The 26,714-nt window shown below is 39.9% G+C and carries 22 protein-coding genes and 1 riboswitch; of the genes, 2 read left to right on the top strand and 20 right to left on the bottom strand.

The window, feature by feature from the left end:
* Positions 1-72 precede the first annotated feature (72 nt).
* Positions 73-178: riboswitch (SAM riboswitch) on the bottom strand.
* A 269-nt stretch (positions 179-447) separates the two neighbouring features.
* Together JOD21_RS11480 and JOD21_RS11475 are read left to right on the top strand one after the other, a co-directional pair.
* Positions 448-972, top strand: coding sequence for a hypothetical protein (locus tag JOD21_RS11480; protein ID WP_380269648.1), 525 nt, complete (start codon positions 448-450; stop codon positions 970-972).
* 99 nt (positions 973-1,071) lie between these two features.
* The gene (locus JOD21_RS11475; protein WP_204729753.1) at positions 1,072-2,298 is read left to right on the top strand and encodes an NAD(P)/FAD-dependent oxidoreductase; all 1,227 of its coding nucleotides are present in this window, start codon (positions 1,072-1,074) and stop codon (positions 2,296-2,298) included.
* 54 nt (positions 2,299-2,352) lie between these two features.
* On the opposite strand, the gene JOD21_RS11470 is transcribed toward JOD21_RS11475, so the two are convergent.
* The 20 genes from JOD21_RS11470 to JOD21_RS11375 form a co-directional block, all read right to left on the bottom strand.
* A complete protein-coding gene (locus JOD21_RS11470; RefSeq protein ID WP_239581559.1) occupies positions 2,353-3,102 on the bottom strand; it encodes an SDR family NAD(P)-dependent oxidoreductase in 750 nt (249 codons plus the stop codon).
* Between the two features lie 56 nt (positions 3,103-3,158).
* The gene (locus JOD21_RS11465; protein WP_204729751.1) at positions 3,159-3,779 is read right to left on the bottom strand and encodes an SGNH/GDSL hydrolase family protein; all 621 of its coding nucleotides are present in this window, start codon (positions 3,777-3,779) and stop codon (positions 3,159-3,161) included.
* 37 nt (positions 3,780-3,816) lie between these two features.
* Positions 3,817-4,773, bottom strand: coding sequence for an aldo/keto reductase (locus tag JOD21_RS11460; protein ID WP_204729829.1), 957 nt, complete (start codon positions 4,771-4,773; stop codon positions 3,817-3,819).
* Between the two features lie 81 nt (positions 4,774-4,854).
* Positions 4,855-5,742: an ROK family protein gene (locus JOD21_RS11455; RefSeq protein ID WP_204729750.1), complete on the bottom strand. Its 888-nt coding sequence runs from the start codon at positions 5,740-5,742 to the stop codon at positions 4,855-4,857.
* Positions 5,743-8,250, bottom strand: coding sequence for a beta-mannosidase (locus JOD21_RS11450; RefSeq protein WP_204729749.1), 2,508 nt, complete (start codon positions 8,248-8,250; stop codon positions 5,743-5,745).
* Positions 8,251-8,378: 128 nt separating this feature from the next.
* Positions 8,379-8,984, bottom strand: coding sequence for a YesL family protein (locus tag JOD21_RS11445; RefSeq protein WP_204729748.1), 606 nt, complete (start codon positions 8,982-8,984; stop codon positions 8,379-8,381).
* Between the two features lie 42 nt (positions 8,985-9,026).
* Positions 9,027-9,863 (bottom strand): carbohydrate ABC transporter permease, encoded by an 837-nt coding sequence (locus JOD21_RS11440; protein ID WP_204729747.1) that lies wholly within the window; start codon positions 9,861-9,863, stop codon positions 9,027-9,029.
* A gap of 13 nt (positions 9,864-9,876) precedes the next feature.
* On the bottom strand, positions 9,877-10,803 hold the full coding sequence (locus JOD21_RS11435; protein ID WP_239581558.1) for a carbohydrate ABC transporter permease: 927 nt from the start codon (positions 10,801-10,803) through the stop codon (positions 9,877-9,879).
* A gap of 87 nt (positions 10,804-10,890) precedes the next feature.
* Positions 10,891-12,183, bottom strand: a complete 1,293-nt coding sequence (locus JOD21_RS11430; RefSeq protein WP_204729746.1) for an ABC transporter substrate-binding protein — start codon at positions 12,181-12,183, stop codon at positions 10,891-10,893.
* Positions 12,184-12,417: 234 nt separating this feature from the next.
* Positions 12,418-13,482 carry a LacI family DNA-binding transcriptional regulator gene (locus tag JOD21_RS11425; RefSeq protein ID WP_204729745.1) on the bottom strand — a complete coding sequence of 355 codons (1,065 nt, stop codon included), beginning with the start codon at positions 13,480-13,482 and terminating at the stop codon, positions 12,418-12,420.
* A gap of 169 nt (positions 13,483-13,651) precedes the next feature.
* A complete protein-coding gene (locus JOD21_RS11420; protein WP_204729744.1) occupies positions 13,652-14,656 on the bottom strand; it encodes a sugar kinase in 1,005 nt (334 codons plus the stop codon).
* Positions 14,653-15,285 (bottom strand): bifunctional 2-keto-4-hydroxyglutarate aldolase/2-keto-3-deoxy-6-phosphogluconate aldolase, encoded by a 633-nt coding sequence (locus JOD21_RS11415; protein WP_204729743.1) that lies wholly within the window; start codon positions 15,283-15,285, stop codon positions 14,653-14,655. The genes JOD21_RS11420 and JOD21_RS11415 overlap by 4 nt, the downstream gene beginning before the upstream one ends.
* A 7-nt stretch (positions 15,286-15,292) precedes the next feature.
* Positions 15,293-16,336: a mannonate dehydratase gene (gene uxuA / locus JOD21_RS11410; protein ID WP_204729827.1), complete on the bottom strand. Its 1,044-nt coding sequence runs from the start codon at positions 16,334-16,336 to the stop codon at positions 15,293-15,295.
* A 136-nt stretch (positions 16,337-16,472) separates the two neighbouring features.
* Positions 16,473-18,992, bottom strand: a complete 2,520-nt coding sequence (locus tag JOD21_RS11405) for a beta-mannosidase (protein ID WP_204729742.1) — start codon at positions 18,990-18,992, stop codon at positions 16,473-16,475.
* Between the two features lie 22 nt (positions 18,993-19,014).
* Complete coding sequence (locus tag JOD21_RS11400; protein ID WP_204729741.1) at positions 19,015-20,490, bottom strand: response regulator transcription factor; 1,476 nt, start codon at positions 20,488-20,490, stop codon at positions 19,015-19,017.
* A 6-nt stretch (positions 20,491-20,496) separates the two neighbouring features.
* The gene (locus tag JOD21_RS11395) at positions 20,497-22,260 is read right to left on the bottom strand and encodes a cache domain-containing sensor histidine kinase (RefSeq protein WP_204729740.1); all 1,764 of its coding nucleotides are present in this window, start codon (positions 22,258-22,260) and stop codon (positions 20,497-20,499) included.
* Between the two features lie 28 nt (positions 22,261-22,288).
* Complete coding sequence (locus JOD21_RS11390) at positions 22,289-23,167, bottom strand: carbohydrate ABC transporter permease (protein WP_380269640.1); 879 nt, start codon at positions 23,165-23,167, stop codon at positions 22,289-22,291.
* Between the two features lie 18 nt (positions 23,168-23,185).
* Positions 23,186-24,067 (bottom strand): carbohydrate ABC transporter permease, encoded by an 882-nt coding sequence (locus JOD21_RS11385; protein ID WP_204729739.1) that lies wholly within the window; start codon positions 24,065-24,067, stop codon positions 23,186-23,188.
* Positions 24,068-24,133: 66 nt separating this feature from the next.
* Positions 24,134-25,429, bottom strand: coding sequence for an extracellular solute-binding protein (locus JOD21_RS11380; RefSeq protein WP_239581557.1), 1,296 nt, complete (start codon positions 25,427-25,429; stop codon positions 24,134-24,136).
* Between the two features lie 145 nt (positions 25,430-25,574).
* A complete protein-coding gene (locus JOD21_RS11375; protein ID WP_204729738.1) occupies positions 25,575-26,654 on the bottom strand; it encodes a Gfo/Idh/MocA family protein in 1,080 nt (359 codons plus the stop codon).
* Positions 26,655-26,714: the final 60 nt, after the last annotated feature.

Genomic DNA, 26,714 nt, shown 5'->3' with positions numbered 1-26,714 from the left:
ATGAAAATTGAAGTGATATCTCCTGAAAAACACAAAAAAACCACTTCCAATAAGAAAGAGGTTTTAATCTGCTTCTTATCTCTCAGAATGACATCATTCTGCAGGAATTAGCACCTCTCATAAACATGATGGTTGCTGGACGTCATCGGGCCTGTCCCTCAGTCTCTCTGGATAAGTTATTTAGTTTTTTGATATGTACGATCGTATTGGACATCGCCCCTTCTGTCAACCAGATTTTTCAACAGTTTGCCAATTGCAATCAGTTTTCCACATTCAGGAATCCGTTTTCATTGCTTATAGAACGGCACTGATTTAATTTGTGAGTTCCGCAAAAAAATTTTACCGATTCGTCGCCTCTACAGACCCATTTGCAAAATAAACCATACAAGCTGCATCACATTGTTTTTCATCATAAGTTAAATAAACTGAAATGGAGGAGGGATTTTTATGTATGGCCACCAACCCTATCATGTCCAGTATCCTCACGACTTCTACCAGATGACCCCGGATCTCCAAAAGACAGCACCCATGCTTAGACAAACCGAAAACTACGGTGCGATAGCTGCGCTGAACGCTGCTTCCCTGACCTTACCTCAAATGCTGACTTATGCTTTGCAGGATGAGTATCTGGCGCAGGCAAGATACAATAACGTGATTGAGACTTTTGGCAATATAAGAACGTTTGAGCAAATCCGAGCAGCTGAAGTGAGACATATTATGGCGCTGTTGCCACTTTTTGAACGGTATCAGATACCCTTACCAATAGACGAATCCCAAAATTTCATTACAACCCCTGTCAGTCTGAAAGCTGCATTCGCATCAGGCGTTCAAGGGGAGATCGATAATATAGCGATGTACGACCGATTCCTGGCATTTAACATTCCAATTGATGTTAGTTTTGTCTTCTCCCAGCTGCGCAATGCTTCTTTGAATCATTTGGCCGCATTTGAAAGAGGGCTGGCCAGAGGGTAAGGAAGTGCAGTCTGGGTCAGACCCAAACTGCGCTCCAGCATACCCAGCGAAAAGCCGGACATAATAATGCTATCTAACATACTTTTTAGGAGGCTCCATATGAAACGTCAAACCGGTACCTATTACTGGCCGACCACCTTTCCTGATGCTCCGGCTTATCCGGCATTAGAAACAGACCTGTCCTGTTATGTGTTGATTGTTGGCGGGGGCAGCTCCGGCGCTCAGTGCGCATATTACCTTGCTGAACATGATCTGGATGTCATTGTGATTGAAAAATCAACGATCGCCAGTGGCAGTACAGTCACAAATACTGCGATCCTTCAATATTCCGGTGAAAAGATGTTTACCAGCCTGGTAAATACATTTGGTGAAGCCTACATCGCAAGGCATTTGCAGCTATTAAAAAAAGCGATTGATGACATTGAATCAGCAGCAAAAAGCAGTACGATTGATTGTGAATTCACCAGAAGAGATACCCTCTATTCCGCAAGCTGCCCTGAAGACGTGGACAAGCTGAGAAAGGAATATGATTATTTAAAGCAGCATGATTGTGAAGTGACTTTTTTAGAAAAAGAGGAGATTGAATCAAAGTATCCTTTTAGACGGGAAGCTGCGATTTATTCTTACAACGATGCGGAAATTAACCCATTCATCTATACCCATGCGTTATTTGAAGAGGCAGTCTCACAAGGTGTGCGTGTATATGAACGCACTGAAATGAATGGCCAGCACTTTGATCAGGGAACCGGCAATATGATTGTGACCACAAAGAACGGCTCTACAATAGAGGCACGGCACGTAATTTTTGCCACGGGATATGAAGGCATGGATATTAAAAATGAGAAAAAAGCTTCTTTTGAAAGTACCTTTACCGTTACCACAAATCCTGTTGAAGATCTGTCAGAATGGTATAACCGGACAATCCTCTGGGAAACCGCGCGTCCTTATTTATATCTTCGTACTACAAAAGACAACCGGGTGATCATTGGCGGTCTGGATGAAAACACAAATGAAGAAAGAGACAGAAAAAGTAAATTAACTCATAAAAAATATCAACTGATTGAGGAATTTAATAAACTGTTTCCTACTATCAGTGTAGAGCCTGAATATTATCTGGCTTCTTCTTACGGCGGGATTGTCGATGGGGTGCCAGTGGTCGGAAAATATGAAGAGTTTCCGGGATGCTATTTTATATTTGCATTTGGCGATAATGGCATGGTGTATGGGCAAGTGCTGGCGAAGCTTGTGGCAGAGGAAATTGCGAAGGGACCTAGTCCGGATCTGGGGTTGTATTTGCAGGAGCGGCCTCTGGTGAAGTCAATTTAAAACAAAGGGCAGTTTGGTTGTGTAGCAAACTGCCCTTTGTTAAAATCATCCTATTTATACCCCAAATGTATTTCCACCATTCACATTAATATTTTGACCTGTTATAAAACCTGCCTCTTCACTTGCTAAAAAACAAACCATATTCGCAATATCATCAGGTTTTCCCAGTCGGTTCAGAGGAACACCTTTGAGGTAACCCCTGGCGTTTTCTTCTGTTACTTCACCGTGACGTTCAACTGGAGTGAACCCGGGATGAACAGCATTAACAGTAATATTATGTGTTCCTAATTCATTCGCCCATGACCGGGTCATTCCAACAACTGCGGATTTTGCTGTAACATAATTTGAAAATTCAGGATTGCCTATTTCAATCACTTCACTGCCGATATTAATCACTCTTCCCCACTGTTTTTCCTTCATCGATGGCATAATTTCTTTTAAGAGAAGTAAGGGTGCTTTCGCTGTAAAGTGCAGCTGATCTAGATAATCTTCCCAGGATACATTTTCCAGAGATAACTCTGGCTGTGGACCTGTCGCATTATTTACAAGTATATCAATCGTCTGACCAAAAGCTTCCTGTGAACGACTAACCAGTTTTTTTACATCATCTTCACTTGTCACATCAGCCTGGATTGCGATTGCTTCTCCACCAGAATGCTGAATATCATAAACAATTGATTCGGCCTTTTCACGATTACTGTTATAATTAACCACTACCTTTAAACCATCTTCTGCCAGCTTTATCGCCATGCTTTTTCCAATCCCTCTAGAAGCACCTGTCACGAGAGCAACTTTACTTTTCATATACATCCTCCTCCAGTAGATGAACTTAGATATTGAATAGATATGACTTCATAAGTTCAATCAATTGTTTTAAATTTTTGTACCCATTCTTTCGCTAAAACCACATTTCCTCTATCTGTCATATGTACACCATCTGTAGTTAAAGGATCACCTCCATTATCTATCTCTTTTAAAAATGACTGGTGAACAGGGACCAGATTCACATGATATTCATCAGCCATCTTCTTCACAATTTCAACGTATGTTTTAAGTAGTTGATTACCTTTTGATGACGGATCCTCTTCGATGATTGAGGGTTCCATCAAAAAGATTAACGTTTCAGTTGAATGAATGAGTCGTTCTAATAACTTTCTGTAAATATGTTCGAACTTCTCTGGAGTAACCTGTTCTAAGCCCGGTGAATCCAGCTGCCTCCATACATCGTTTATGCCTATAGAGATGGTTGTATAGTCAGCTTTAGCTGAAATCACATCCTCGCCCCATCTGTTATCCAGATCAGTTATTCTATTGCCACCGACCCCCTTATTTACAACCTGAAAACTGTCGTTAGGATAGTCAGTCAATAATTGATCTTTAATCATCCTCACATATCCATTACCAATATGCTCAGGATCCTGCTGGCGGCCGCTTTCTGTAATACTGTCACCAACAAATAAGAAGGTTTTATTTTTTATCATATTTTTCTCCTGTCATTGACTGAGTCATATTACGTTTTTATCTATTAAATATCTGCTTCAAAGCTGTAATTTCACATTCTTCAAAACTGTTCATATGGATCGCTTCAATATTTTCCTCCAGCTGCTGAGTATTGCTTACTCCTATTAATGCAGAGGACACTTCTTGCCTTCTGAGTACCCAGGAAATGGCAAGCTGGGCCACTGACTGTCCTCTTTTATCAGCCAGATCTTTCAGTTCACGGACTTGCTTGAGATATTCATGTGTTACATCTTTTTCCGTCAGAGAAGCTGCTGGATTCGTAACTCGTGACCGTTCAGGTATACGAGCCAGGTACCGCTCTGTCAGCAAACCCTGATTGAGCGGCTGAAACACAATGGACCCTAAACCTTTTTCCTGTAGTACAGGGAATAGGGAATTCTCAGGAGACCTTTCCATCAGGGAATATTTTGGCTGGTTGACAACGAAAGGAGTCCTCATCTCTTTAAAAATGTCAGCCATTCGTCGCGTTGTCTCTCCTGAATAATTTGAAAGTCCAATATATAGTGCTTTTCCCTGTCTTACCGCCGAATCCAATGCATAAGCCGTTTCCTCTAAAGGTGTCTCAGCATCATAACGATGTGAATAAAAAATATCCACATAATCAAGATTCATCCGCTTCAGACTTTGATCAAGACTTGAAAGTAAGTACTTTCTTGAACCTCCATCTCCATATGGGCCGTCCCACATCTGGTAGCCTGCCTTTGTAGAAATCAGCATCTGATCGCGATGTGCAGTCAGTTCATCCTTCATCAGCCGTCCAAAATTCTTTTCTGCACTACCTGGAGGCGGCCCATAGTTATTGGCCAGGTCAAAATGTGTAATACCTCTGTTAAAGGCTTTAAGTACGATGTCTTTTGAATGTTGATAATCATTTACATCTCCAAAGTTGTGATACAGGCCGATAGAAATCGCAGGCACTTTCAGTCCGCTTTTTCCAAGGCGTCTGTAGATCATTTGTTCAGTCACCCATATTACCTCCGATGTATAAAGAAAGCGAAGTTTCGGACGCTGCCAAACTTCGCTTTCACATATTGTTTACTCCACTAAAAATGAAGCGCCGATGACGCCGGCATTTCCCTCTAAAGCAGCAGGTCTGATATTAATTGCATCTTTTAGTCCTGGGTATACATAATTTTTAACTTTCTCTTTTACCGGCTCTAAAATCATTTTTTCAGATTTCATCACACCTCCACCAATTACAAATACTGCCGGATTAACGATGTGAGTAATGTTTGCGATTCCGATAGCCAGTGCATCAACTGTTTCTTCAATCAGCTGCAAAGCACGGGTATCTCCTGATTCTGCGAGTTGAAAAACTTCTGCTGTACCTCTGGCCTGGAAACGTTCCTTACCTATTCTTCCAATTGCTGTACCGCTCGCATGCCCTTCCCATGATCCCGGATTTAAATTTGAGTGCTTGTATCCGTTGGGGTTAATAATCATGTTTCCAACTTCTGCTGCATAACCCTGGGCACCCTCAAAGATTCTTTCATTGATAATGAAGCCACCGCCAATACCTGTGCTGATGGTCAAGTAAAAAACACTCTCAAAACCTTTTCCACTTCCTGCTTTTGCTTCTGCTAAAGCAGCAGCGTTGGCATCATTCGTCAGGAATACTTTTGTATGAAAATACTCCCGGATCATATGAACGATTTGTACCTCATTCCATCCGGGTAGATTAGGAGGACTGAGGATCACTCCTTTTTTTGGGTTCAATGGACCCGGAGCACCAATCCCAATTCCCTTGATTTCCCTGCCTTCAGCAATTGCTTTAATCATTCTAATCATTTTCTGAATAGTATGGTTGAACCCAAATTCTGCTTCAGTCGGCTCAGACAGAATCTGAATGATCTTACCACTTTGTTCTACCTCTGCAACACGCAGATTAGTCCCTCCAAGATCAACACCGATTGTGACTGTCATTTAGCGAACACCTGCCTGTATTTTTGCAGATTTTTGACCGGACCCGCCATGCTCACTCATGTCATAAATACTTCTGATTGAGAGTTGTTCTTTGAGTGAATCAAGCGTCATTTCTTTCCGAAGCCTGCTTTTTTCTGCTTTCACTCTGACTGATTTCCCTGGTGAAAGATCAAAATAATTATCGCTGAATACACAGTCATTGTCACTCAGGTCAAGCTCAATGAATTTCGCAAAAGACTGTGATGTCAGTTCAATTTCGAAAGCGTCTGATGTTTCGTTAACAGCAGCTTTAATTGCAGGCTCTGTAAACTGAAAGTGTTTCGGTTTTACAAATAGATGTGTGATCGTCTTCACCTCGACTCCATTGACTATGAGGGTGCATTCCAGATAAGTGTGCTGTTTCTGCTGTTCAGTCAGTTGTCCCAATAATGTAAGAGTCGCACATTTTTCAGCTGTCAGTTGCTGAACTTCATGTGTCAGACTACCACTTCTGAGTTCATTTCCAGTATGGGTTTTAAGCTTCCACTCTACTTCTGCTCTCACTGCTTTAAGACTGTCATTTGTTACATGAATTTCTACGTCGTTCCCTTCTTCACGCACAGACAATAAAACAGGCGCATAAAAGTTTTTGGCAAAATAGTGAAGGGCTTTCCACCGGCCATAGTAGTCAATAGAACTCCATGATGCAACCGGCCAGCAGTCGTTAAGCTGCCAGTAAAGTGAACCCATGCATCTTCCGCGGTTCCTTCTCCAATGCTCAACACCATACTTAATTGCTTCAGCCTGCAGAAGCTGTGATGCATAAATCATTGAGTCAAAATCTTTCGGATACAGGAAATTTTCTGATAGATAATATAGAATTTTCCCGTTAGCAGCTCCATTTTTCTGATGCTTTTCCATAATATAAGAAAAAATATTTCGATCATCCGGTTCTGTAAAGGTTTTTACTGTTTTCAAAGAAGGAAATGATTGAAAACCGAATTCTGAACAGAAACGGAAATGATATTTTTCATACTCAGTGAACGGCTTCAACCCATGCCATACTTCCCAATAGTGAACGTCTCCTCTATCAGGATTTCGCGGTTCATCAAAGCCACCGCCTGAAGATGGTGAAGATGACCAGTAGAATGTTTCAGGATCGTGCTCTTTTAATAGTTCAGGAATGATATATTCAAAAAGCTTTATATAGTCTGCTTTTCGGATCGGATCTTTTGACATATCTCCCCAATGTTCCCAGGCTTCTTCAATCTCGTTGTTCCCGCACCAGATTCCAAGGCTTGCGTGATGACGGAGCCTCTTTACATTGTCCACTACTTCCTGTACGACTGTGTCTCTGAATTGTTCATTCAAATCGTATGAGCTGCAGGCAAACATAAAGTCCTGCCAGACAATCAGGCCATGTTCATCACAAAGCTCGTAGAAATATTTTTCAGGGTAGATGCCGCCTCCCCAAACTCGAATCATATTATAATTCGCTTCTACACAGTTCTTAATTAAGCGTTCTGTCTTATCACGTGAATTTCTTGGAAGAAGATTGTCTTCAGGTATATAGTTCGCACCCATTGCAAATAAGCTGAGACCATTCACTTCGAATTCAAATGATTTTCCCCACTGATCCTCTTCATGCCTGACCCTTATCGTACGCAGACCTGTCTTCAATGTTTCCTGATGAACTGCTTGTCCCTCTGAAAGCAGTGTTACTTCTATTGTATATAACGGCTGCTCTCCATATCCATTTGGCCACCACAACTGTGGTGAATGAATAAATGCCTCAACATGCGAGATGGCTTCAACATCTTCTTTTTTTACAGATTGAGACTCTCCGGCAGGGTCAGTAATTTTGACCAGCACATCAAACTGAGAACCTGAAAGCTTTTCCATCCCGATTCTTAGTTTCAGCTTAACTGAATCGTTATGTTCCTGTGTGATATACACATCATCAATGCGCCCCTTAGAATAAGAAGACAGCGTCACACTTCTCCAGATACCAAGGTCTGGCATACGCGGTCCCCAGTCCCATCCGAACATGCTGTGACCCTTTCTCAGATGTGGGTATCCTGATTCTGCATCAGATACACCAAAAAGCGGTAATTTTTTCTGTTTCTCATAAATATAATCCAGTGGTGACTTCAGCCTGATAGACAGTTTATTTTCATCCTGATTCAACAGGTCCTTTACTTCAAAGCTATAAGTGCGGTGCATATTGTCTGTTGTTCCAATTAATGATCCGTTCAGTGTAATCTCAGATAATGTATCAATTCCTTCGAATGTCAGCCTCACTGAATCTTCTTTTAACATAGCTTCTTCTACTTTAAAGACGGTTTCATATAAATAATCACGAGCTGCTATTTCAAGAGCCTGGTCTTCATTATCGCGGTAAAAAGGGTCTGGAATATCACCGTTGTTTAAAAGGTCGTTCATTACTGAGGAAGGCACTTCGGTCTTAATCGACTGACTGCTTCTCTCGTGTGTCATTGTCCAGTTGCTGTTTAATTTAATCGTGTCCATTGGATGACCTCCATTTGACTTGTATGTTAACAATATTTTTTGAGTGAAATGCTATTTTAAAGTCATTAAAAAGTTTTATTTTGTATGCTGCTTTTCTATCTGTTGCAAACCTGTCCCTCGTATCGCCCTTACATACTTAACCCCTTATCGCGAAATATGTTTAAAGTGACAATAGTCTGTAAGATGGCTAACGGAATTATTCCCAGCACAATCATCAAAGGAGGAAGGTAATACACCGTTAATAAATAAAGCCCTGTAAACAATAGTTGAAGAATGAGTCCCCAAACGGATAAAAATCCGGTTTTAACTACTTCTATAGAATAAGCAATCTTTTTTGTAAATTGATAATGAACTAATACTGGAAATAAGAACATCCATAAAATGATTAGGATAAACATTATAAAGAATAAAACAGCGTACATAGTAAGCCTTAGCCATTCAGAACTGTAAATAGGAATATATAAAAAATTAATTGCACTGATAAATGTCAGCACAAGAATAGTCCATCCCAATGCATTAGATGTTTTGAACAGGCTGCTGTATGACCTTTTAAACGATCTGAACATATCTACTTCCCCGCCCTTTAACTGCCAGTCTCTCACTACGGCATAAACTGCAGAAGTGGAGGGGAAAACACCTAATAGAATTCCCCCTCTTAAACTGAATGCGATCCATAAAGCATGTAATATCAATAAATTCCACAGCCACTTTGTTGCATGATTAATTTTCTCCAATTAGATCCCCGCCTTATTAATCATTGTAAGGACTTTATCTAATTAATTTTTTGTAGCGCCTTCAGTAAGACCTGCTATAAATTGCTTATTAAAAATTAAGAATACGATCAGTATAGGAACAGTAGCCATAAAAGTACCAGCCAGAATCATAGAGTAATCCGTAGAATATACGTCATTTAATGTTCTCAAGGCAATTTGTATCGTATGTACACTTTTATCTTTTAAGACAACCAACGGCCAAAGGAAGTCGTTCCAAGTCATCATAAATGTGAAAATCCCAAGTGTCGCCAATGCAGGACGAATAATCGGAAGCACAATACTCCAAAAGATTCTAAAGTGTGAACAGCCATCTACCCGCGCAGCTTCAATTAGTTCATACGGTACTGACGAGCCGATATATTGTCTCATCCAAAAGACACCAAACGCACTAACCATTGAAGGAACAATGACTGCACTGAAACTATCAATCCAACCCAGCCAGCTGATCAGCATAAAATTTGGAATTAACCCAAGCTGAGGCGGAATCATCATAGTCGCAATAACGAAAACAAAAGCAGCATCTCTTCCTTTAAATGTTAATTTAGAAAATGCATAGCCTGCTAAGGAAGAGAAAAATAACACAGACAGCGTCACCGAACCGGAAATAATGAGTGAATTCATCATCACTCCAATAAAATCAATCCGCTCAAATACTTTTTGCATGTTTTCTATGAAACTGTTGCCAGGAATCACTGCAGGTGGAAATTGATTAATGGCTGATGTATCATTTGAACCTACTACAAACATCCAATAAAAAGGAAAAATAGATACTAAGGTTACAATAATCAGAAATAAATACACCAACGTGATCCCAAATTTATTTTGACCAACTTCATTCATATCAATTCACCCCTTATGCTGACTTAATCCTTTGTGAAATAAACAGATTAACTAGAGAAATAATAATAATGATGAAGAATATCATCCAGGCAATTGCAGCTGCGTAACCAAATGAGAAACGGGTAAAAGCTTCCTGATATAGATAAAGAGTCATCGTTAACCCCTGATAATTTCCTCCTTCACCAAAAATCAATGGTTCAGCGAAAAGCTGCAAGCCACCAATAGTTGATTGAATAACGGTAAATATGATAATTGGACGCAGCATGGGAATTGTAATATAGATTAACTGTTGGAATTTATTCGCCCCATCAATCGTAGAAGCTTCATAGATATCTTTGCTAATGCTTTGCAATCCGGCAAGATAAATAATGGTGTTATACCCTACCCAACGCCATAACACCATTGCGGCGATCGCTACATGAGTACCTAAATAAGAACCTTTCCAGTTAATCGAGTCCAACCCTACTAAATTAATTACATAGTTTATAACCCCAAATTGAGTTCCAAACATTGCTGAGAAAACGATTCCGACAGCAACTACTGATGTGACATTTGGAACAAATATACCAAGTCTGAAAAGCGTTTTTCCTTTAAGAAAAGCTTGATTCAAGAAAAATGCAATCATAAGGGCAATAATTAATTGAGGTATGGTTGACATGAGCCAGATACTAATTGTATTACCTAAAGTTTTCCAAAATAACGGGTCATTTACGAATAAGTTAATGTAATTTTCAAAACCGATAAATTCTCTTGTACCTAAGATGTCCCATCTGTGGAGAGAAAGAAATGCAGTAAAAATCAGAGGAAAAACACCAAAGATTCCAAACAAGATAAAAAATGGTGAAATAAATAACCAGCCGGTGTTACGATCAGTTTTCTTTTGGTTGTAGACCTTAACCTTATTACGCTTCTCCTGCTTTACAGCAATATTATTAGTCATATTATACTCCCCCATAGTTTCCAATAGACTACCTGTCAAACAAAATAGAGACCGTTATTATCAGCCTCTATTTTGTAAGAATGCTTGTTATCTGTTGATCTGTCTTTCAGCTTCTTCCATCGCTCCGTTCCAGGCTTCTTCTTTTGAATTTGTTCCATCCTCAATTGTTTGTAAAGCATCACGGAATAACGTTCCTACCGGTTCATGTAAAGATCCTTTATATCCATAAACGATTTCTTCGGCAGCTTCAGCGTATAATGCACCTAAATCATCACGTAAGAAGAAATCATCCTGCAGTTCTTGAATTGCCGGATCATCGTATACTTCAGGAGTTGAAGGAAATGGACCATTTTCTTCAAAGATTCTCAATTGCTGCTCTGGTGCCATCAACCATGTTACAAGATCATATGCTTCTTCCGGATGGTCACTTTCTGAAGGAATGGATAAGAATGAACCTCCAAAATTTCCTGATCCTTCGGGCATATTCGTAATATTCCAAAGGCCTGAAGTATCCGGCGCATCATTTTTAATGTTCTGCAGCATCCATGGCGGTAAGAAAACAGTCGCAAATTCGCCTGCAGCCACGCCGGCTCCCCATTCTGTCGTACTTCGATCAATACCTGCACTAATGTCAACAGCAGAAGTTGCAAGGTCCCATGCGTATTGATTACGTTCACTCTCTCCTGCAATAAAAGTTCCATCATCTTCAAAGTATTGTGGTGAACCCTGTTCCAAAATTGCTGTATAAAGATCTGACAAATTGTTAAACATAAAAGAGCCCGTTTCCTCTTGAAGCTGCTTACCTGCTTCTATATATTCCTCCCAAGTGCCCATTTTTTCGGCTACCTCATCAGGATCCGTTGGTAACCCAGCTTCTTCAAAAATATCAGCTCGATAAGCCATGACCATAGGGCCTACATCAGTTGGAACTCCAATTAAAAAGCTTTCGTCAGCGTTAGTACCCTGCTGCCATTTAAAATCCAGGTATTGATCTTTTAATTCTTCCCCGCCTAAGTCCATTAAGTTATGGAAATGATCAGGATTTTCCATAAAACGATCTAAATACCCTTCATCTATTCCTGAAATGTCAGGTGCTCCTGAACCAGCAGCTAGTGCAGTAATCAGATTTTGATGAATATCAGCATATTCAGCTTCCTGAAGGTTAACTTTAATTCCAGGATTATTTTCCTCGTATTCTTTTAATAGATTTTCTAAGCCAAAGCCCGGCCACAGCCACATTGTCAGCTCAACATCTTCACTATTGTTACCGCTTTCATTATTTCCATTACTACTCCCTGTATCGGCACAACCAGCTAACGCCATCCCCATGACAGTTACACCTACCAGAGCTCCCATTTTCATCCTCTTTAATTCTCTCATAACATTTCCCCCTTTGTTATTTTTGTTATTAAAAAGTTATTTACAAATTTGATTTTACCACAGCACACCATTATGTAAATACTTTTATTTTTTAAAATTTTCTAATATATCAATCTTTATAGAGTTATTTTTGTTATTTATTATTGTTATATAGGATTTTTATCAATAAATAACAAAAAAACCCTGCTAATTGTTAGTAATAAACCAGCAGGATTTTTTAACGTATCTATTAAATTAAATAGGTGCTTTTTCAACATTAACTTTTTTTGGCGTTGTTACTGAAGCTCTAATAATTAAGTCCGTACTAATTGAAACCTTTTCAGAGGGGTATTCAGTATTTTTGATTCTCCATAGTAATTTACTGACAGCTCTTTTTCCAATTGTTTCTTTCATTACTTGAACTGAAGTAAGAGGAGGGTCTAAAAGCATAGATTTTTCCAAGTTATCAAACCCTGTAATAGACACATCATACGGAATTTTGTACCCCCTTCCTTTTACTACATTCATCACTCTTTCACCAATTTCATCATTAGCACATACAAAAGCAGTAGGAGTTTTATTGACCTTCTCCATCTGCTCTAAATATTGATCAATGCCATGATCTATTTCGTTAAAGCTATATGGAATATTTAAAAGATGCATTTTAGGATCAAAATTGGGAGATGTTTTTTCCATTGCTGTTCGAAATCCAAGCCATCTGTCATAAAAGCTGCTGGCATAATAAATATCTCCGACAAAAATTACTTTTGTATGACCTAATCCTAATAAGTATGAAGTAAGCTTGAACAACCCTTCAAAATTATCCATAAAAATTGAATCTGCTTTAATGAGTGAATCATGATGATCAATCATTACTAAAGGTACCTGATGTTTATTTAACTCAAGAAGCATTTCTGTAGATACCAGACCGACCGTGATGATACCTAAAATATTAGAAGTATTCACACTTCCTGATGAATAGTTTCTACTGGAGATGACAACTACACCTATACCACATTCTTCAAGATAATCCACTACTCCATTAAAAATGATGCTCCAATAGCTGGATTCAGAATTTTGATGACGGTGATTAGGCATAACAACTAATACAAAACTATCTGATGATGATTCAGCCTTAATTGTATCAATTTCCAGTGAGGTCTCAGTCTTAAGGTACCCTAATTGCTTGGCAATAAATATAATCCTTTTACGTGTAGCATCACTCACACCTGGTTTTCCATTGAGAGTCTTTGACACCACATATTTAGAAACTCCAGCCTTATCAGCTATTAACTGCATTGTGACCTTTTTCTTTTGCAAAACCCCACCCCCTCTATCTTCCAAAAGTTATTTTTGTTATTATCATATCACGAAATGAATAACTCTTTAAACTAATATTATTATGAGAACATTTTGCTATATAAAAGAGGTACAGAACACCCATTGGTGCTCTGTACCTCTTTTTAGCATTCCTATTTTTCCATACTTCTCATCTCAAAACATCTTGAGCCGCACTATTTTTTATCCACTCATTGATTTCTTTTTCTGTAAAAGAACTGTAGTCTCCCTTAGTTGTATGCTTCAAAACACAGGACGAGATTCCAAATTGCAAAGTTGCTTCCTGACTTTTTCTTTCAAGCCAACCGTGCAGAATTCCAGCTGCAAAACTGTCTCCACTGCCAATTCTATCAAGGACCTTTATTGAATAAGAAGGTGTTTCGAGAAATTTTCCACCTGTATAGAGAAACCCCTGCAGATGATGTGCTTCTGAAGTATGGACTATACGATTCGTACAGGCAAACATGCTGATGCCGTACTCACTGGCTGCTTTTTTGTAATATTGATGAAGTGTCTCTGGTGAAAAATCCTTTTCATGACCCCACTTTAAGATATGAGTGAAATCTTTTTGCCCTGCAAAGCATATATCAGTCAAAGGCAGAATCTGTTTGTAAGCTTCAGCCGCTTCTTCAGGAGTCCACAACTTGCTGCGGTAGTTACAATCAAAGCTGATCGTGATTCCGCGTTTTTTTGCTTCATTTACAACTCTGATCGCAAGGTTACGTAGTTCAACTGAAAGCGCAAGCGTGATCCCTGTGATATGTAAAAGGTCACGATTTTCAAATAAGTCATCCCAATTTATATCCTTTTCATCCAAGTGTAAAACGGATGTGCCAGTCCTGTCATATAAAACTTTAGATGGACGCACCCCAAATCCTTCTTCAGTGAAGTAAAGACCAAGTCGGCCCGGTTTGTCTACAACAAAAGTATGATCAATTCCATGAGTTTTTAAGAAAAGCTTTGCTTTATCCCCCAAATCATTATCAGGAACTGCTGATACCAGTGCAACGGAGTGACCAAAGTGTGAAAGTGAAACAGACGTGTTCAGTTCGGCCCCTCCCACAAATGTCTGAAAGTGGTCCGCTTCTTTTATTTTCATAAAGTCAGGTGTGGTTAACCTTAATAAGATCTCACCCATTAAAATAACACTACTCATATTGACACCTCACTCACAGCCTGCATGAATTCGCGGGCTTTAACGACGACTGCTTCATAGTTGCCGTTTACCGCATCTTTTGTAATGCCTCCGCCTACTCCCACATGTATCGCACCGTTTTCAAACCAGTCCTTTACATTGGAAAGAGTCACACCTCCTGTAGGCATCACATCTACCTGAGGAACAGGACCTTTGACAGCTTTAATAAATGAAGGTGAAAACATCTCACCCGGAAACAGCTTAATGATTGAGACGCCCATCTCCAAAGCATCAAGTATTTCCTTAACCGTCATACAGCCCGGCAGGTAAGGAACCTGATAACGGTTACAAAATTTTGCGACTTCCATGCTGAAATGCGGCCCCACAATAAATAAAGCTCCAGCATGAACTGCCAATTTTGCCGTTTCAGAGTCAATGACAGAACCTGCTCCTACAATTATATTTTTGTTATCAGCAAAATGTTTGATCGCCTTGTCAGCTTCTGGATTAGTAAAAGTAAATTCCAGACTTCTGATTCCACCTTCAAGACATGCTTCCGCTGTCTTCACAGCCTCCTCTGAACTTGAACCTCTTATGACTACGGTAAGCTTCGCGTCAAGCAACTGTTCAAATGCTCTCATTTTTTTCATTAAAATCTCACCCCTGGTTTTTGGTGTGCCATGTGTCAATGATTCCGTTCAAATAAGCTGCTCCAAGTGCCCTGTCATAAAGGCCATAACCCGGTCGCCCTTCTTCACCCCAAATCATTCTGCCGTGATCGGGACGGATTGGCCCCTGATAACCACAGTCAAGGAGCTTTAATATGATCTCAGTCATTGGCAATGAGCCGTCATGAATAGAATGAGATGTTTCCTGAAAAGACTTTTCGCCAGTTCTGATTATATTTCTTGCATGAACAAAGTGAATATGAGAGCTAAAAGTCTCAGCCATCTCAACTAAGTCATTCTTCTCCAAAGCACCAAAAGAACCTGTACAAAATGTTAATCCGTTGGATGGACTTTTCACACGATCTAATATATAAGCTATATTTTTTTTATTCGTCACGATTCTTGGAAGACCAAAAATCTGCCATGGTGGATCGTCCGGATGAATTGCCATACGAATACCGCACGCTTCAGCAACCGGAATGATTTTTTCAAGAAAATAAACCAGATGAGCCATAAGCTGCTCATCATTAATTTCCTGATATTCTGCCATGATCATACCAAGTGCTTCTGATTGATAGGATAAATCCCAACCGGGCAGTGTCAGGGACCCTTCAAGTAAATTAATTGCCCTAGCAGCCTCTTCCTCATAAGCAAGCGAATGTGAGCCATCTTTCAATGAAGCCGTCAGATTGGTACGTGTCCAATCAAAAACCGGCATAAAATTATAACAGACTGTCTTGACACCAGCGTGCGCAAGGTTTCTTAACGTTTGTTGATAGTTTTCAATTAAACCATCTCTGGACGGCTTCCCCATTTTGATATCTTCATGCACTGGCACACTTTCAATCACAGATAATTCAAATCCGAAAGAACCAATCTGTTGCTGCAGCTGTTCGATTCTCTCAAGCGGCCAGACCTCTCCCGCCGGAATATCATACACAGCAGAAACAATCCCCTTCACTTGAGGAATCTGTCTAATATGGCCAAGCGTAACAGGGTCATCCTCTCCATACCACCTGAAACTCATTAGCATAATTGATCTCAACACCTTTCAGTATCCAATAATGGGTAAGCCTTTTAACACGGCTTGCCCCCGCACTTAGACGGCCTTGTGTTCTTTTAAGCTAACCGGTTTATAAAGCTTAAAATCATAGAGTGATTTAACTTCTTTATGCCTTACTATTTATTGCACGTACCCCGATTTTATCTATTTCCACCTCATGACCATTTAATGAAGTAACTTGAACGGTCTTTTCATCCCCTGCTTTCAAGTCAAAGAAATTATCAGAGCAGAGCACTTCTCCCTCATGAATATCAAGCGTGATAAATCTCGCAAACCGGTCTGCTTTCAGTGTGATCGTCTGTGCTGCCTGATCCGATTTGATTGTAAGGTGCGTTTCTTCATAGTTCATATCTTTAAAGTCTCTTAAATGGATGACATTCTCCGGGAAAACATGGTGTGCAGACTGCAAAGTTAAAGATACTTTTTCCGGCGGCTGCCCCTGAAGAAGTTTAATTTCTTCGATTTCGTCCAGTATGACTACACTGTTTTTCTCTACTTCATAGGGGATTTCCTTAGTAAAGACAACTTCCCCCACAAATGTCTCAACGGTTAATGTTAAAGTATCTTTGATTTTTTTATTCATGTCATTAATGACCGTAATGATTGCAGGCTTGCCGGGGTCATGATCTACAGTTGCAATAACAGGTGCAAAGAATTTCTTTGCGTAATAAAATGAAGCTTTGGGCAGAAGTTCATAATCAATCAGTGACCAGCTTGTACCCGGCCAGCAATCATTATGCTGCCAGATCAACGCACCACTTGTAAAAGGCTTGTGCCGACGGTAATGTTCAATACCATATTTCAAACCTTCAGCCTGCGTCAGCATTGAAAAATCCATATATTCTTCGATCGTAGATGGAATCCCTGTGAACCCTTCCATCAGCAAAATGCCTTTTTCATGGAAATGATCTTTATTCCGGTAAGACATCTCTTCGCTTTTCCAGTAAAATTCACCTTCCGGAATATATTTTTGCAGCGTATATCGATTAGATGAAGCGTGCATACCGAACTCACTTGAAAAACGTGTATAGTCAGATTTATATTTTTTAAATGATACGCCCTCTTGCGAAATATCCTGAACGACTGGCTCTCCGATTTTTCTGGGCTCTACATTGCCATGCCAGACCTGCCAATTATGCTTGTCACCAATACTCTCTGCATCAAGGTCCTCTTCTCCATCCGTGCCAAATGGTGAACTTGGCCAGTACAGCCTGTTTGGATCAAGATCATGAAGTATTGCCGGAATTAAGTCATGATAAATCTTCTCACCAAAAAATGGTGTGGTAATTTCTCCACTTGAAGATTTTCTATCATAAATCCAATCAATTTCATTGTTTCCACACCACAGCGCCAGACAGGTATGATTACGCAGCTTCTTCACTACAAATTGTATTTCTTCTTCAACCTCCATCATAAAGTTGTGGTTATAGTCCGGATACAGCGCATTGGCAAACATAAAATCCTGCCACACAAGCAGTCCCAGCCTATCGCACTCTTCATAAAAGACGTTCTTTTCGTAAATTCCGCCTCCCCAGACACGAATCATATTCATGTGACTTTCTTTTGCCAGATAAAGCAGCTTCTTATAGCGATCATTATCAGTCGCACCGAGGAAATTATGGACCGGAATCCAGTTAGAGCCCTTAGCAAAAACTCTTATACCGTTCAGATTAAAAGTGAAGAGCTTCTCTCCATTTTCATGCTCCATTTCAACATCAATCATACGGATGCCAAATTTCTGTTTGTATGAATCGATCGTTGAACCCTCTTCATTTTTCAGCGTAACGGTCAAATCATAAAGAAATGGCTCCCCGAGATCATGCGTCCACCACAATTTTGGATTGTCGACTCTCATCTCAAGCTTTCCTGATGAACGATCGATATCGATAGAATCCTCGACCTCGTTTATTCCATCAAATAATGAAACTGTGGCTGTATAAGTACCCCGCTGTTTAAAAGATTTTTTCAACTCCATACTTACTTCAATATTTGCAGTTGCTTCATTTATTTCAGAGGTATGCACAAATACTTGATTCAGTCTTGTTTTGCTTTTACGTTTCAGCGTAACTTCCTTCCATATTCCTGCTGTTACAAGTCTTGGACCCCAGTCCCAGCCAAAATTCATAGAAGACTTTCTCGCCCATAGCCTCTCTTTGCCATAACTGCACCAAACATCTTTTTCTTTATCTTCAACGTGTTTTGATAAAGGATCAAACCTTACTGCAATGGTGTTTTTGCCATCCTCCAGCTCACGGCTTACATCAAATGTATGGCTGATAAACATATTTTGAGTAGAACCGATTTCTTTTCCATTTAAATATATGGTTGCGTATGTATCCAGTCCTTCAAATGCTAATTCTGTTATTCCCTCATCAGAATCGTCTAAAGTCCATTCAAATACAGTTCTGTACCACCATTCTTTCTCTTCCACCCATCTGCATTTCAAATCATTATGACCTGCAAAGGGATCTTCAATCAGCTTCCTGTCTATCAGAGTTGAATGTACATCCCCCGGTACTTTAGCAGTCATCCAGAAATGGTCAATATAACTCGGCGCAGCAATGGTCAGCGGGTTTTCACAACCTGGTTCAAACCAATGCAGCTTCCATTCTGATAGCGTTTTCATAAAATCCTACTTTCTATTGCTGTTATAGTCGTACGACAGATTTTCTATATTGTGTAGGAGATTCCCCGATATTTTTTTTAAATATATGAACAAAGTATTTATAATCCTTATAACCAACCATTTCTCCTATTTCAAATACTTTATAAGAAGTTTCTTTTAGCAGTTTTTTTGCATGTTCAAGACGGATGTGATGCAGGTAATCGTTAAAATGCATACCTGTTTCCTGTTTAATTAACTGACTGAAATAACCTGCTGAAATATTAATGACATTGGCGACTTCACTGGCCTTCAGATCATACTTGAAGTGTTCTTTTATATAATTGGAGGCCTGAACCATCAGCCAACTTGTACCCCCATCTTGAAAGTCTTGAATTAATTGGTGATGAATACCTTCAAAATAGAAAGTGATTGTTTCTTTCAAATAACTTTTTGTATTGATTACAAATTCTCTCTTGATTTCATGTGCCGGCTCAATTCCCAGCTGATCTTTTGTGATTTGACTGACATGCTGAATCAGCTTAGAAACAGTCCAACCGGTTGTGGAGGCATACGCTGTCAGTTCGCCTGCTACTTCATTGAATGCAGACTGCTCACTCTTCATCAGAGAGACTATGTTCATTATTAACGAGTGAGGCAGTTCTTCTATTTCAACAGGTTGGTGCTGTTCACAGTCAAGCACGGTCCGGTCCAAAAATGCGGACCTCCCAAGTGTGTTAATCAGCAGGTCAAAGTCAGACTTAAGCTCTTCGCCTTCTGAAATATAGCTGATATAAGCTGTTACAAACTCAGCCCCTAAAAGCTTTGTCAGGTTTCTATTCAATCCGCTCAACTCTTCATGCGACAATACTTTCCTGTCTGAACGAATATATGTAATCAGCTGGTTGTCCGCTGAAAACACTGACACAGCTTGACCAGCTAACGAGCAAATTGTCTCCACTTCAGCTACCCATTGACCTTTAACTTGACCAATCAGCTCCTCATGAATCGTCTTTTCAAAATCACAATCTCTCATTTCAGTTCCGATTAAAAAACCTGATGGCAGACTGCTGGACTTTCTTTTTTTATAAATAAGATCAGAAAGCTGTGTGCGCAGCTGACTTTTATACATACCGGTCCGTTCTGAGATAATTTCTTCGGTTAGTTTGTTAACACGTTTAAGTAACTCATCAATATTGACTGGCTTGAGAAGATAATCCTTTACATTAAATCTCATTGCACCTTGTGCATATTCAAATTCATCGTAGCCGCTTAAGACAATAACTTTAATATGAGAGTGATTTTTCATGATCTCTTCAGCCAGTTTAATTCCGTTCATTTCAGGCATATTAATATCTGTTATGACAATATCGATATCATTGTGTGCAATGATATCGAGAGCTTCTATTCCGTTTTGAGCTGTATGTGTCACAATCACTCTGTGCTCTTCCCACTCAATCGTTTCGGCAAGTCCTCTAGTAATCATCTGTTCATCATCTACTACCAGCAGCTTACAGAACATCTTAATTCACCCGCCTTTTAATGATATATGAGGATTTTCATTCTCGTAAGGTAGCCTGATACGGACCCAGGCACCTCCTAATTCATGATTCTGCATTGTCAGGGATGCCCTTTCTCCGTACGCAAGAGACAACCTTTCAATCATATTCGCAAGCGCTGTCCCATCACTAATGACTTTATCAATGTCAGACGGAAAGCCTTTCCCGTTATCCATCACATCGATGATTAAATCATCCTCTTCTGTGAAACAGCGCATATAAATGCGCTTGGGAGAAGCTGCATTACCATCTGTGTATTGAATACTGTTTTCGATTAATGGCTGAATCATTTGTTTTAGAATCATGGCACGGTCAATTCCTGCTTCACAATAGACTGCTATTTTTAACGATGTCCCAAGCCGATATTGCTGTAATTGAAGATAAAGAGAGCAATACTCAAGTTCGTCCTTTAGATGTATCCAGTCATTCCCCCGATTCAAACTGAGGCGGAACATTTTAGAAAGCATTTCAATCAGTCTGCCTGTTTCTTCAGGATTGCCAAGCCTTGCTGTCCAGCGGATCATGTCTAAAGTATTGTAAAGAAAATGAGGATTGATCTGACTTTGTAAAAGTTTCAGTTCAGCATTTCTGGTTTGCAGTTCCATTTTGTATTTTGTGTTAATGAGTTGATTGATCTGATCTACCATTTGGTTAAAACGTGAAGCGAGCATGCCGATTTCATCAAGAGATCCCGCTGTCACCTTGGCACTGAAATCTCCTCTTTCTACTTTCTCCGTCTGGTCTGTCAGTTCGATGATCCGCTTAATGTTAAAGTGATAAAACCCGATCATCGCAGCGATTCCAAGCAGAATTAACACAATAATCATCAACTGGATCATTGTTCTGAGCCCTGATAGACCCTGTTTGATACTACTGTTATCAACTGTTGCAATCAGTGTCAGATTAGTATGATCAAGAGGCTGAATCACCGCATGATAGGATTCCCCATCCTGTTCGTAAGTAAAGTCACTGGCCTGATCCAGATCAGATAGTGGTATTTCATATTTATAGGATGATCCAATGATTTCTGCGTCTTCATGTAATACAACATTATACTTTTCATTTAATACTACAATTTGATCCAGATCAGGGTTCTCAAGCTCAATCAGTTCATATAACTTACTCGAGTCCAATCTGATTGTCACCATACCCAACTCTCTGGTTAAGTCGTTTAAATCATTAATGACACGAAAAAGACTAATGACCTTAGAGTCATTCCCCGAGTATTCAGTAATTGTATAAGACCCACTCCAGAACGGCCGTCCATCAAGAGTCATAGCTTCAAGTTTATTCCCTATTTCATTTTGCTGACGTTCTTCTATTAACTTTCCAATGTGAAAGGTATTGTCATATTCAGATTCCAGTGTAATAGAGTGTAAATAGCTGCTTTCGTTTAAATGAAATACTGTATATCCACTAATTCTCTCCTCAAGCATATTTAAAGTGTCCTGGTTTTCAGGACCACTTCGAGTGTTAAAGTAGTTTCTGAAATCCTCACTATAGATCATATAAGAAGAAATATCTTCAATTTCCTGAAAGACATTTGAAAGATTTTCAGAAGCTTTTTCCAGGTTCTTTTTTGTATCATTAACAACCTGATTTTGTGCTGCCTGATTTGCCTGATCACTAATGATCAGGCCAAATACAAGCACTGGTATCAGAATTAAAAAGAAAAAAATAAGAAAAAACTTCCACGTCAATTGCCAGTTTGTCAATTTCAAATATTTCTTCATATCCTACCCCAACCTGTTTTCTCCAATCTTATCCTTTTACTGCTCCAGCTGTCATCCCCTTCACAATATGTTTCTCAAGGAACATATAAATGATTAAAATCGGAACAATTGCCATTGTCAGTCCGGCCATTTGGGCACCGTAATCAGTTGTGAACTGTCCAGAGAAGTTGGTCAGACCAAGCGGAAGTGTTTTTAATGACTCGTCATTAATCAAAACCAGGGCAAATGAAAACTCATTCCAGTTATTAATAAAGTTTAGTATCACCACTGTGGCAATTGCAGGCTTCGTCATTGGCAGAATAATCGACCAGAATATTCGGAAAACACCACATCCATCCATAATGGCGGATTCTTCAATATCTTTGGGAAAAGCTCTCATAAAGCTTGTTAAGATAAAAATAGTTAATGGTAAATTAAAAGCAATATAGGGCAGAATTAACCCAATATGTGTATTTAATAATCCAAGCTGCCTCTCAAGAATAAACAGCGGTACGAGCGTAGCATGAATCGGAATCAATAGCCCAAAAACAAAGAATCCATACATCATTTTATTCATTTTAAAGGTGAAACGGGCGAGGAAGTAAGATGCAAGCGCGCCTACTCCCACTGTGATAACAACTGCTCCAACCGATACAATGATGCTATTTAAAAAATAGACGTCGAGCCTCGCTGTTTCCCATGCAGTAGCATAGTTTTCAAACATCCATTCGACCGGTAATCCAAATGGGTTCGCTGCAAAGTCAGCATTATCTTTAAATGAATTTAAAAACATCCAGAAAATCGGATAGGCATTAACAAGTGCAAATAAAGTTAAAAAGAGATATATGAGCGTTTTTTTTGTGAACTTACGTTTTTTTGCCTGCTTTTCATATGCGGTTGCCCTGTCACTCATCGTTGTTTGAACCATGTAACATCTTCCTTTCTATTAGTCTGCAACTGACTTTCTTCTAAGTATTAAAGTTGCAAGATAAACCAGTCCAAGGCTAAAGAAAAAGATAAAGATTGACAATGTACTGCCGTAACCGAATCTTGTAGAAGAAAATGTCTGGTCAAACATGTACATTGCAAGCACTTCGGTTGAATGACCCGGACCACCGGCAGTCATCACATAAATCAGATCAAATGTACGTAGACTTCCACTAATACAAAGAATAACTGCCACAATGATTGTTTCCTTCATCATAGGAAGTGTAATATTTAGTGTCTTCTTCAGCCCGGAAGCACCATCAATTTCCGCTGCTTCGTACAGCTCCTCAGGGATATTCTGAAGTGCTGCCAGGAAAATAATTAAATATAGGCCTACGAATTGCCAGATAATTGTAATACAAACTGAAATCATTGCCCATTTCGGGTCACCCAGCCAGTTTTGTGCCCAGCTTTCCAGTCCGATTGACGTTAAAAGCTGATTAAACAGACCGTTTCTGGAATTGAACATCATTCCCCACACAAGTGAAATAATGACTGTAGAAATAACGACTGGCATAAAGCCAATTGTACGGAATATTTTACCGCCTTTTAACTTTCGGTTTAGTAATAACGCAAAAAACAATGCTACCGGTACCTGACCAAATACCGATGCCGCTACAACAAATAAATTATTTTTTAAAGATTGCCAGAAGATCGGATCCCCAAGCGCCTCCCTGAAATTCGCAAGTCCGATGAATTCCATATCAGTGAAGCCGTTCCATTCCATTGTGGAATAATAGAAAGAAATCAGTATCGGCACGATTGCAAATACCAGATATATGAGGAGAGCAGGAGCCACACCTATTATAATTGGCCATTTATTTTTACTTACTGTATCCATAATGTCCCTCCTTAAGGAAAAAGGAAATCAGCTAGAGAACTGATCTCCTTGGTTGACCATTACAATTTATAAGCCGCTATCCACTATATCCTGAAGATTTTTTGCAAATTGCTCAGGCGTCAATGTACCAATTGATACTTCCTGCAGTCCAGAATTAATTGCATCAGTCAAATCGACCGGTACAGCTGCATCGTATACAGGAGTAGTTTCAGTATTTACAATCTCAGCAACTCTCTTTAAGGAATCGCTTGCACCCTCAGGCATTTCTACATCCGCAGCGACCAGAATATCTGATTCTAAAAGTTCAGTATAATATTCTTCAGAATAGAAGCTTTCAAGAAATTTTTGGGCTGCTTCGAGTTCTTCACCCTCGAGTTCACTATTAATCGCAATTCCAGTTCCTGTTACTGCTGATACAGCTTCAGGATTTCCATCTCCACCTTCCAAGGCAGGAAATACACCGATCCCAAGGTTACCCTCATCTTCAATTGACTCTACAATCGGACCAAGAGACCATGCTCCATCAATCATCATCGCAGCTTCTTTTGATAGAAACAGTTCCCGGTGCTGAATATTATCAAGTGTATTAAAGTCATTATTGAAGGCCTCCATCTCAGCCATCTCCTGAATCACTTCAACAGCCTTCACGAAGCGATCATCCGTGAATTTGGCATCGCCAGCCAGCACATCATTCAGGAAATCGCTGCCCGTCATACGATCCCCGATTGTAGAAATATAGCTGGACTGTAATAGCCACTGCCCCTTGTTACCGAGTGTAATCGGGATATCTCCCTGCGCTTTCAGGTCTTCTATCAGCTGTTTGAATTCGTCGTACGTATCAGGAATCTGATCATAACCGGCCTCTGCCAGCATATCCTTGTTGTAGTAAACAAGGCTTGTTGGCGTTACATTGGCAGGAACAGCATACTGGGTGCCGTCAACATTATAATCAGCAAACATTGACTCGCTGATCATGCCATCCCATGTATCAAGGATGTCATCAATTGGCTGAATCAACTCACCCTCTACCAAAGGTGTCAATTCAGCTCCGGGCCATACCTGCACGAGATCAGGTAACTGTCGGCCTGCAGCCTGTGTCTTTACCTTTACTTTAAACTGATCGTGCGCAATATTTTCCTGCACGATATTTATATCAGGGTTTTCTTCCATGAATCTTTCTACAGCAGCCTTGCTTGCCTCATTCTGTGGTGAAGACTCTGTCCAGATATTCCAAAATGTTAATTCTACCTGGTCTCCATTACTTCCAGATCCGCCGGAGGATTCCGTATCCCCACCACAGGCACCAAGAATTAACATAGCCGAAGCAGCAGTCGCAACCATTCCTCTTGATTTCCAGTTCATTTTTCCATCCCCTTATTATTCTGTATATTCAGTACATTTGTATTGTAAACGCTTTCTCAAAAGCTGATAATCCTAAAAATTTCAGATATTATCCTGCGATTTTAAAAAGAAGCGAAGCGGGATAACTATCCTGCTTCGCTTCTTTTTAAAATTCTACCGCCTTACCTGTTCTCGCTGATTCATATAAAGCTTCCAATATTTTTGTCACAACCAGTGCCTCTTGTGGCTTTACAACTGGTTCTGTATTATGAATCACACTATCAATCCACGTTCTGATTTCCAACTCTGAATCAGTTTCCTGGTGGCCATCAAAGAAGTCTACTCCTCCTGCGTCCAGGCTAATTTCTGTCGTGTGAAGCTTCCCGTACTTTTCTCCATTCAGACGCAGTCCGTCTTTCATATCCGCTCCGCCTTCAGTACCTGATAGTGAGCATTTTGCTTCGTCAACTTCAAGAGAGTTGAGCGCCCAGCTTGCTTCCAGAGAGATAGTGGCGCCATTTTCCATTACAATAAATCCAAATGCTGAATCTTCCACTTTGAACTTTTCAGGATCCCAGGAACCAAATGCATTTGCTGCGTTCTCTTTTTGTCCAAGCTTGTGATAAGTCGTGCCAAGCACTGTTTTAGGTTTATAATTATTCATCATCCAGAGTGTCAGGTCGAGGGCGTGTGTTCCGATATCAATCAGAGGTCCTCCACCCTGCTTATCTTCATCAAGAAATACACCCCAGGTTGGAACTGCTCTTCTTCTGATGGCATGTGCTTTCGCATAATAAATTTCTCCAAGTTCACCGTCAGCACAGACTGATTTCAAATACTGGCTGTCCGGTCTGAAACGGTTATTGTAACCAATTGTTAACTTCATTCCTGTTTCTTTCTGTGCATCAAGCATAGCCTGTGCCTGAGCAGATGTTTTAGCCATCGGTTTTTCACACATCACATGTTTACCTGAGCGCATAGCTGCAATTGAAATATCTGCGTGAGAATCGTTTGGTGTACAAACATGAATGACACTAATTGACGTATCTTTCAGTAATTCTTTGTAATCCTTATAAACTTTTGCATTGTCTGAACCGTACTTTTCAGCAGCTTTTTGTGCTTTTTCCACTTCGATATCGCAAAAAGCAGCAATCTCTGCCTGATCCAGCCTTGCTAATGCAGGAAGATGCTTGCCATTTGCGATCCCGCCGCATCCGATAATACCAATTTTAACTGAAGATTCCATCACGACATCCTTCTTTCTGGTTTAGATTTGAATGACTTGTTCATTATTATAGCTGAATAC

Source organism: Jeotgalibacillus terrae, from assembly GCF_016908195.1.
Lineage (GTDB): Bacteria > Bacillota > Bacilli > Bacillales > Jeotgalibacillaceae > Jeotgalibacillus > Jeotgalibacillus terrae.
This window is presented reverse-complemented; position numbering and strand designations above follow the sequence as displayed.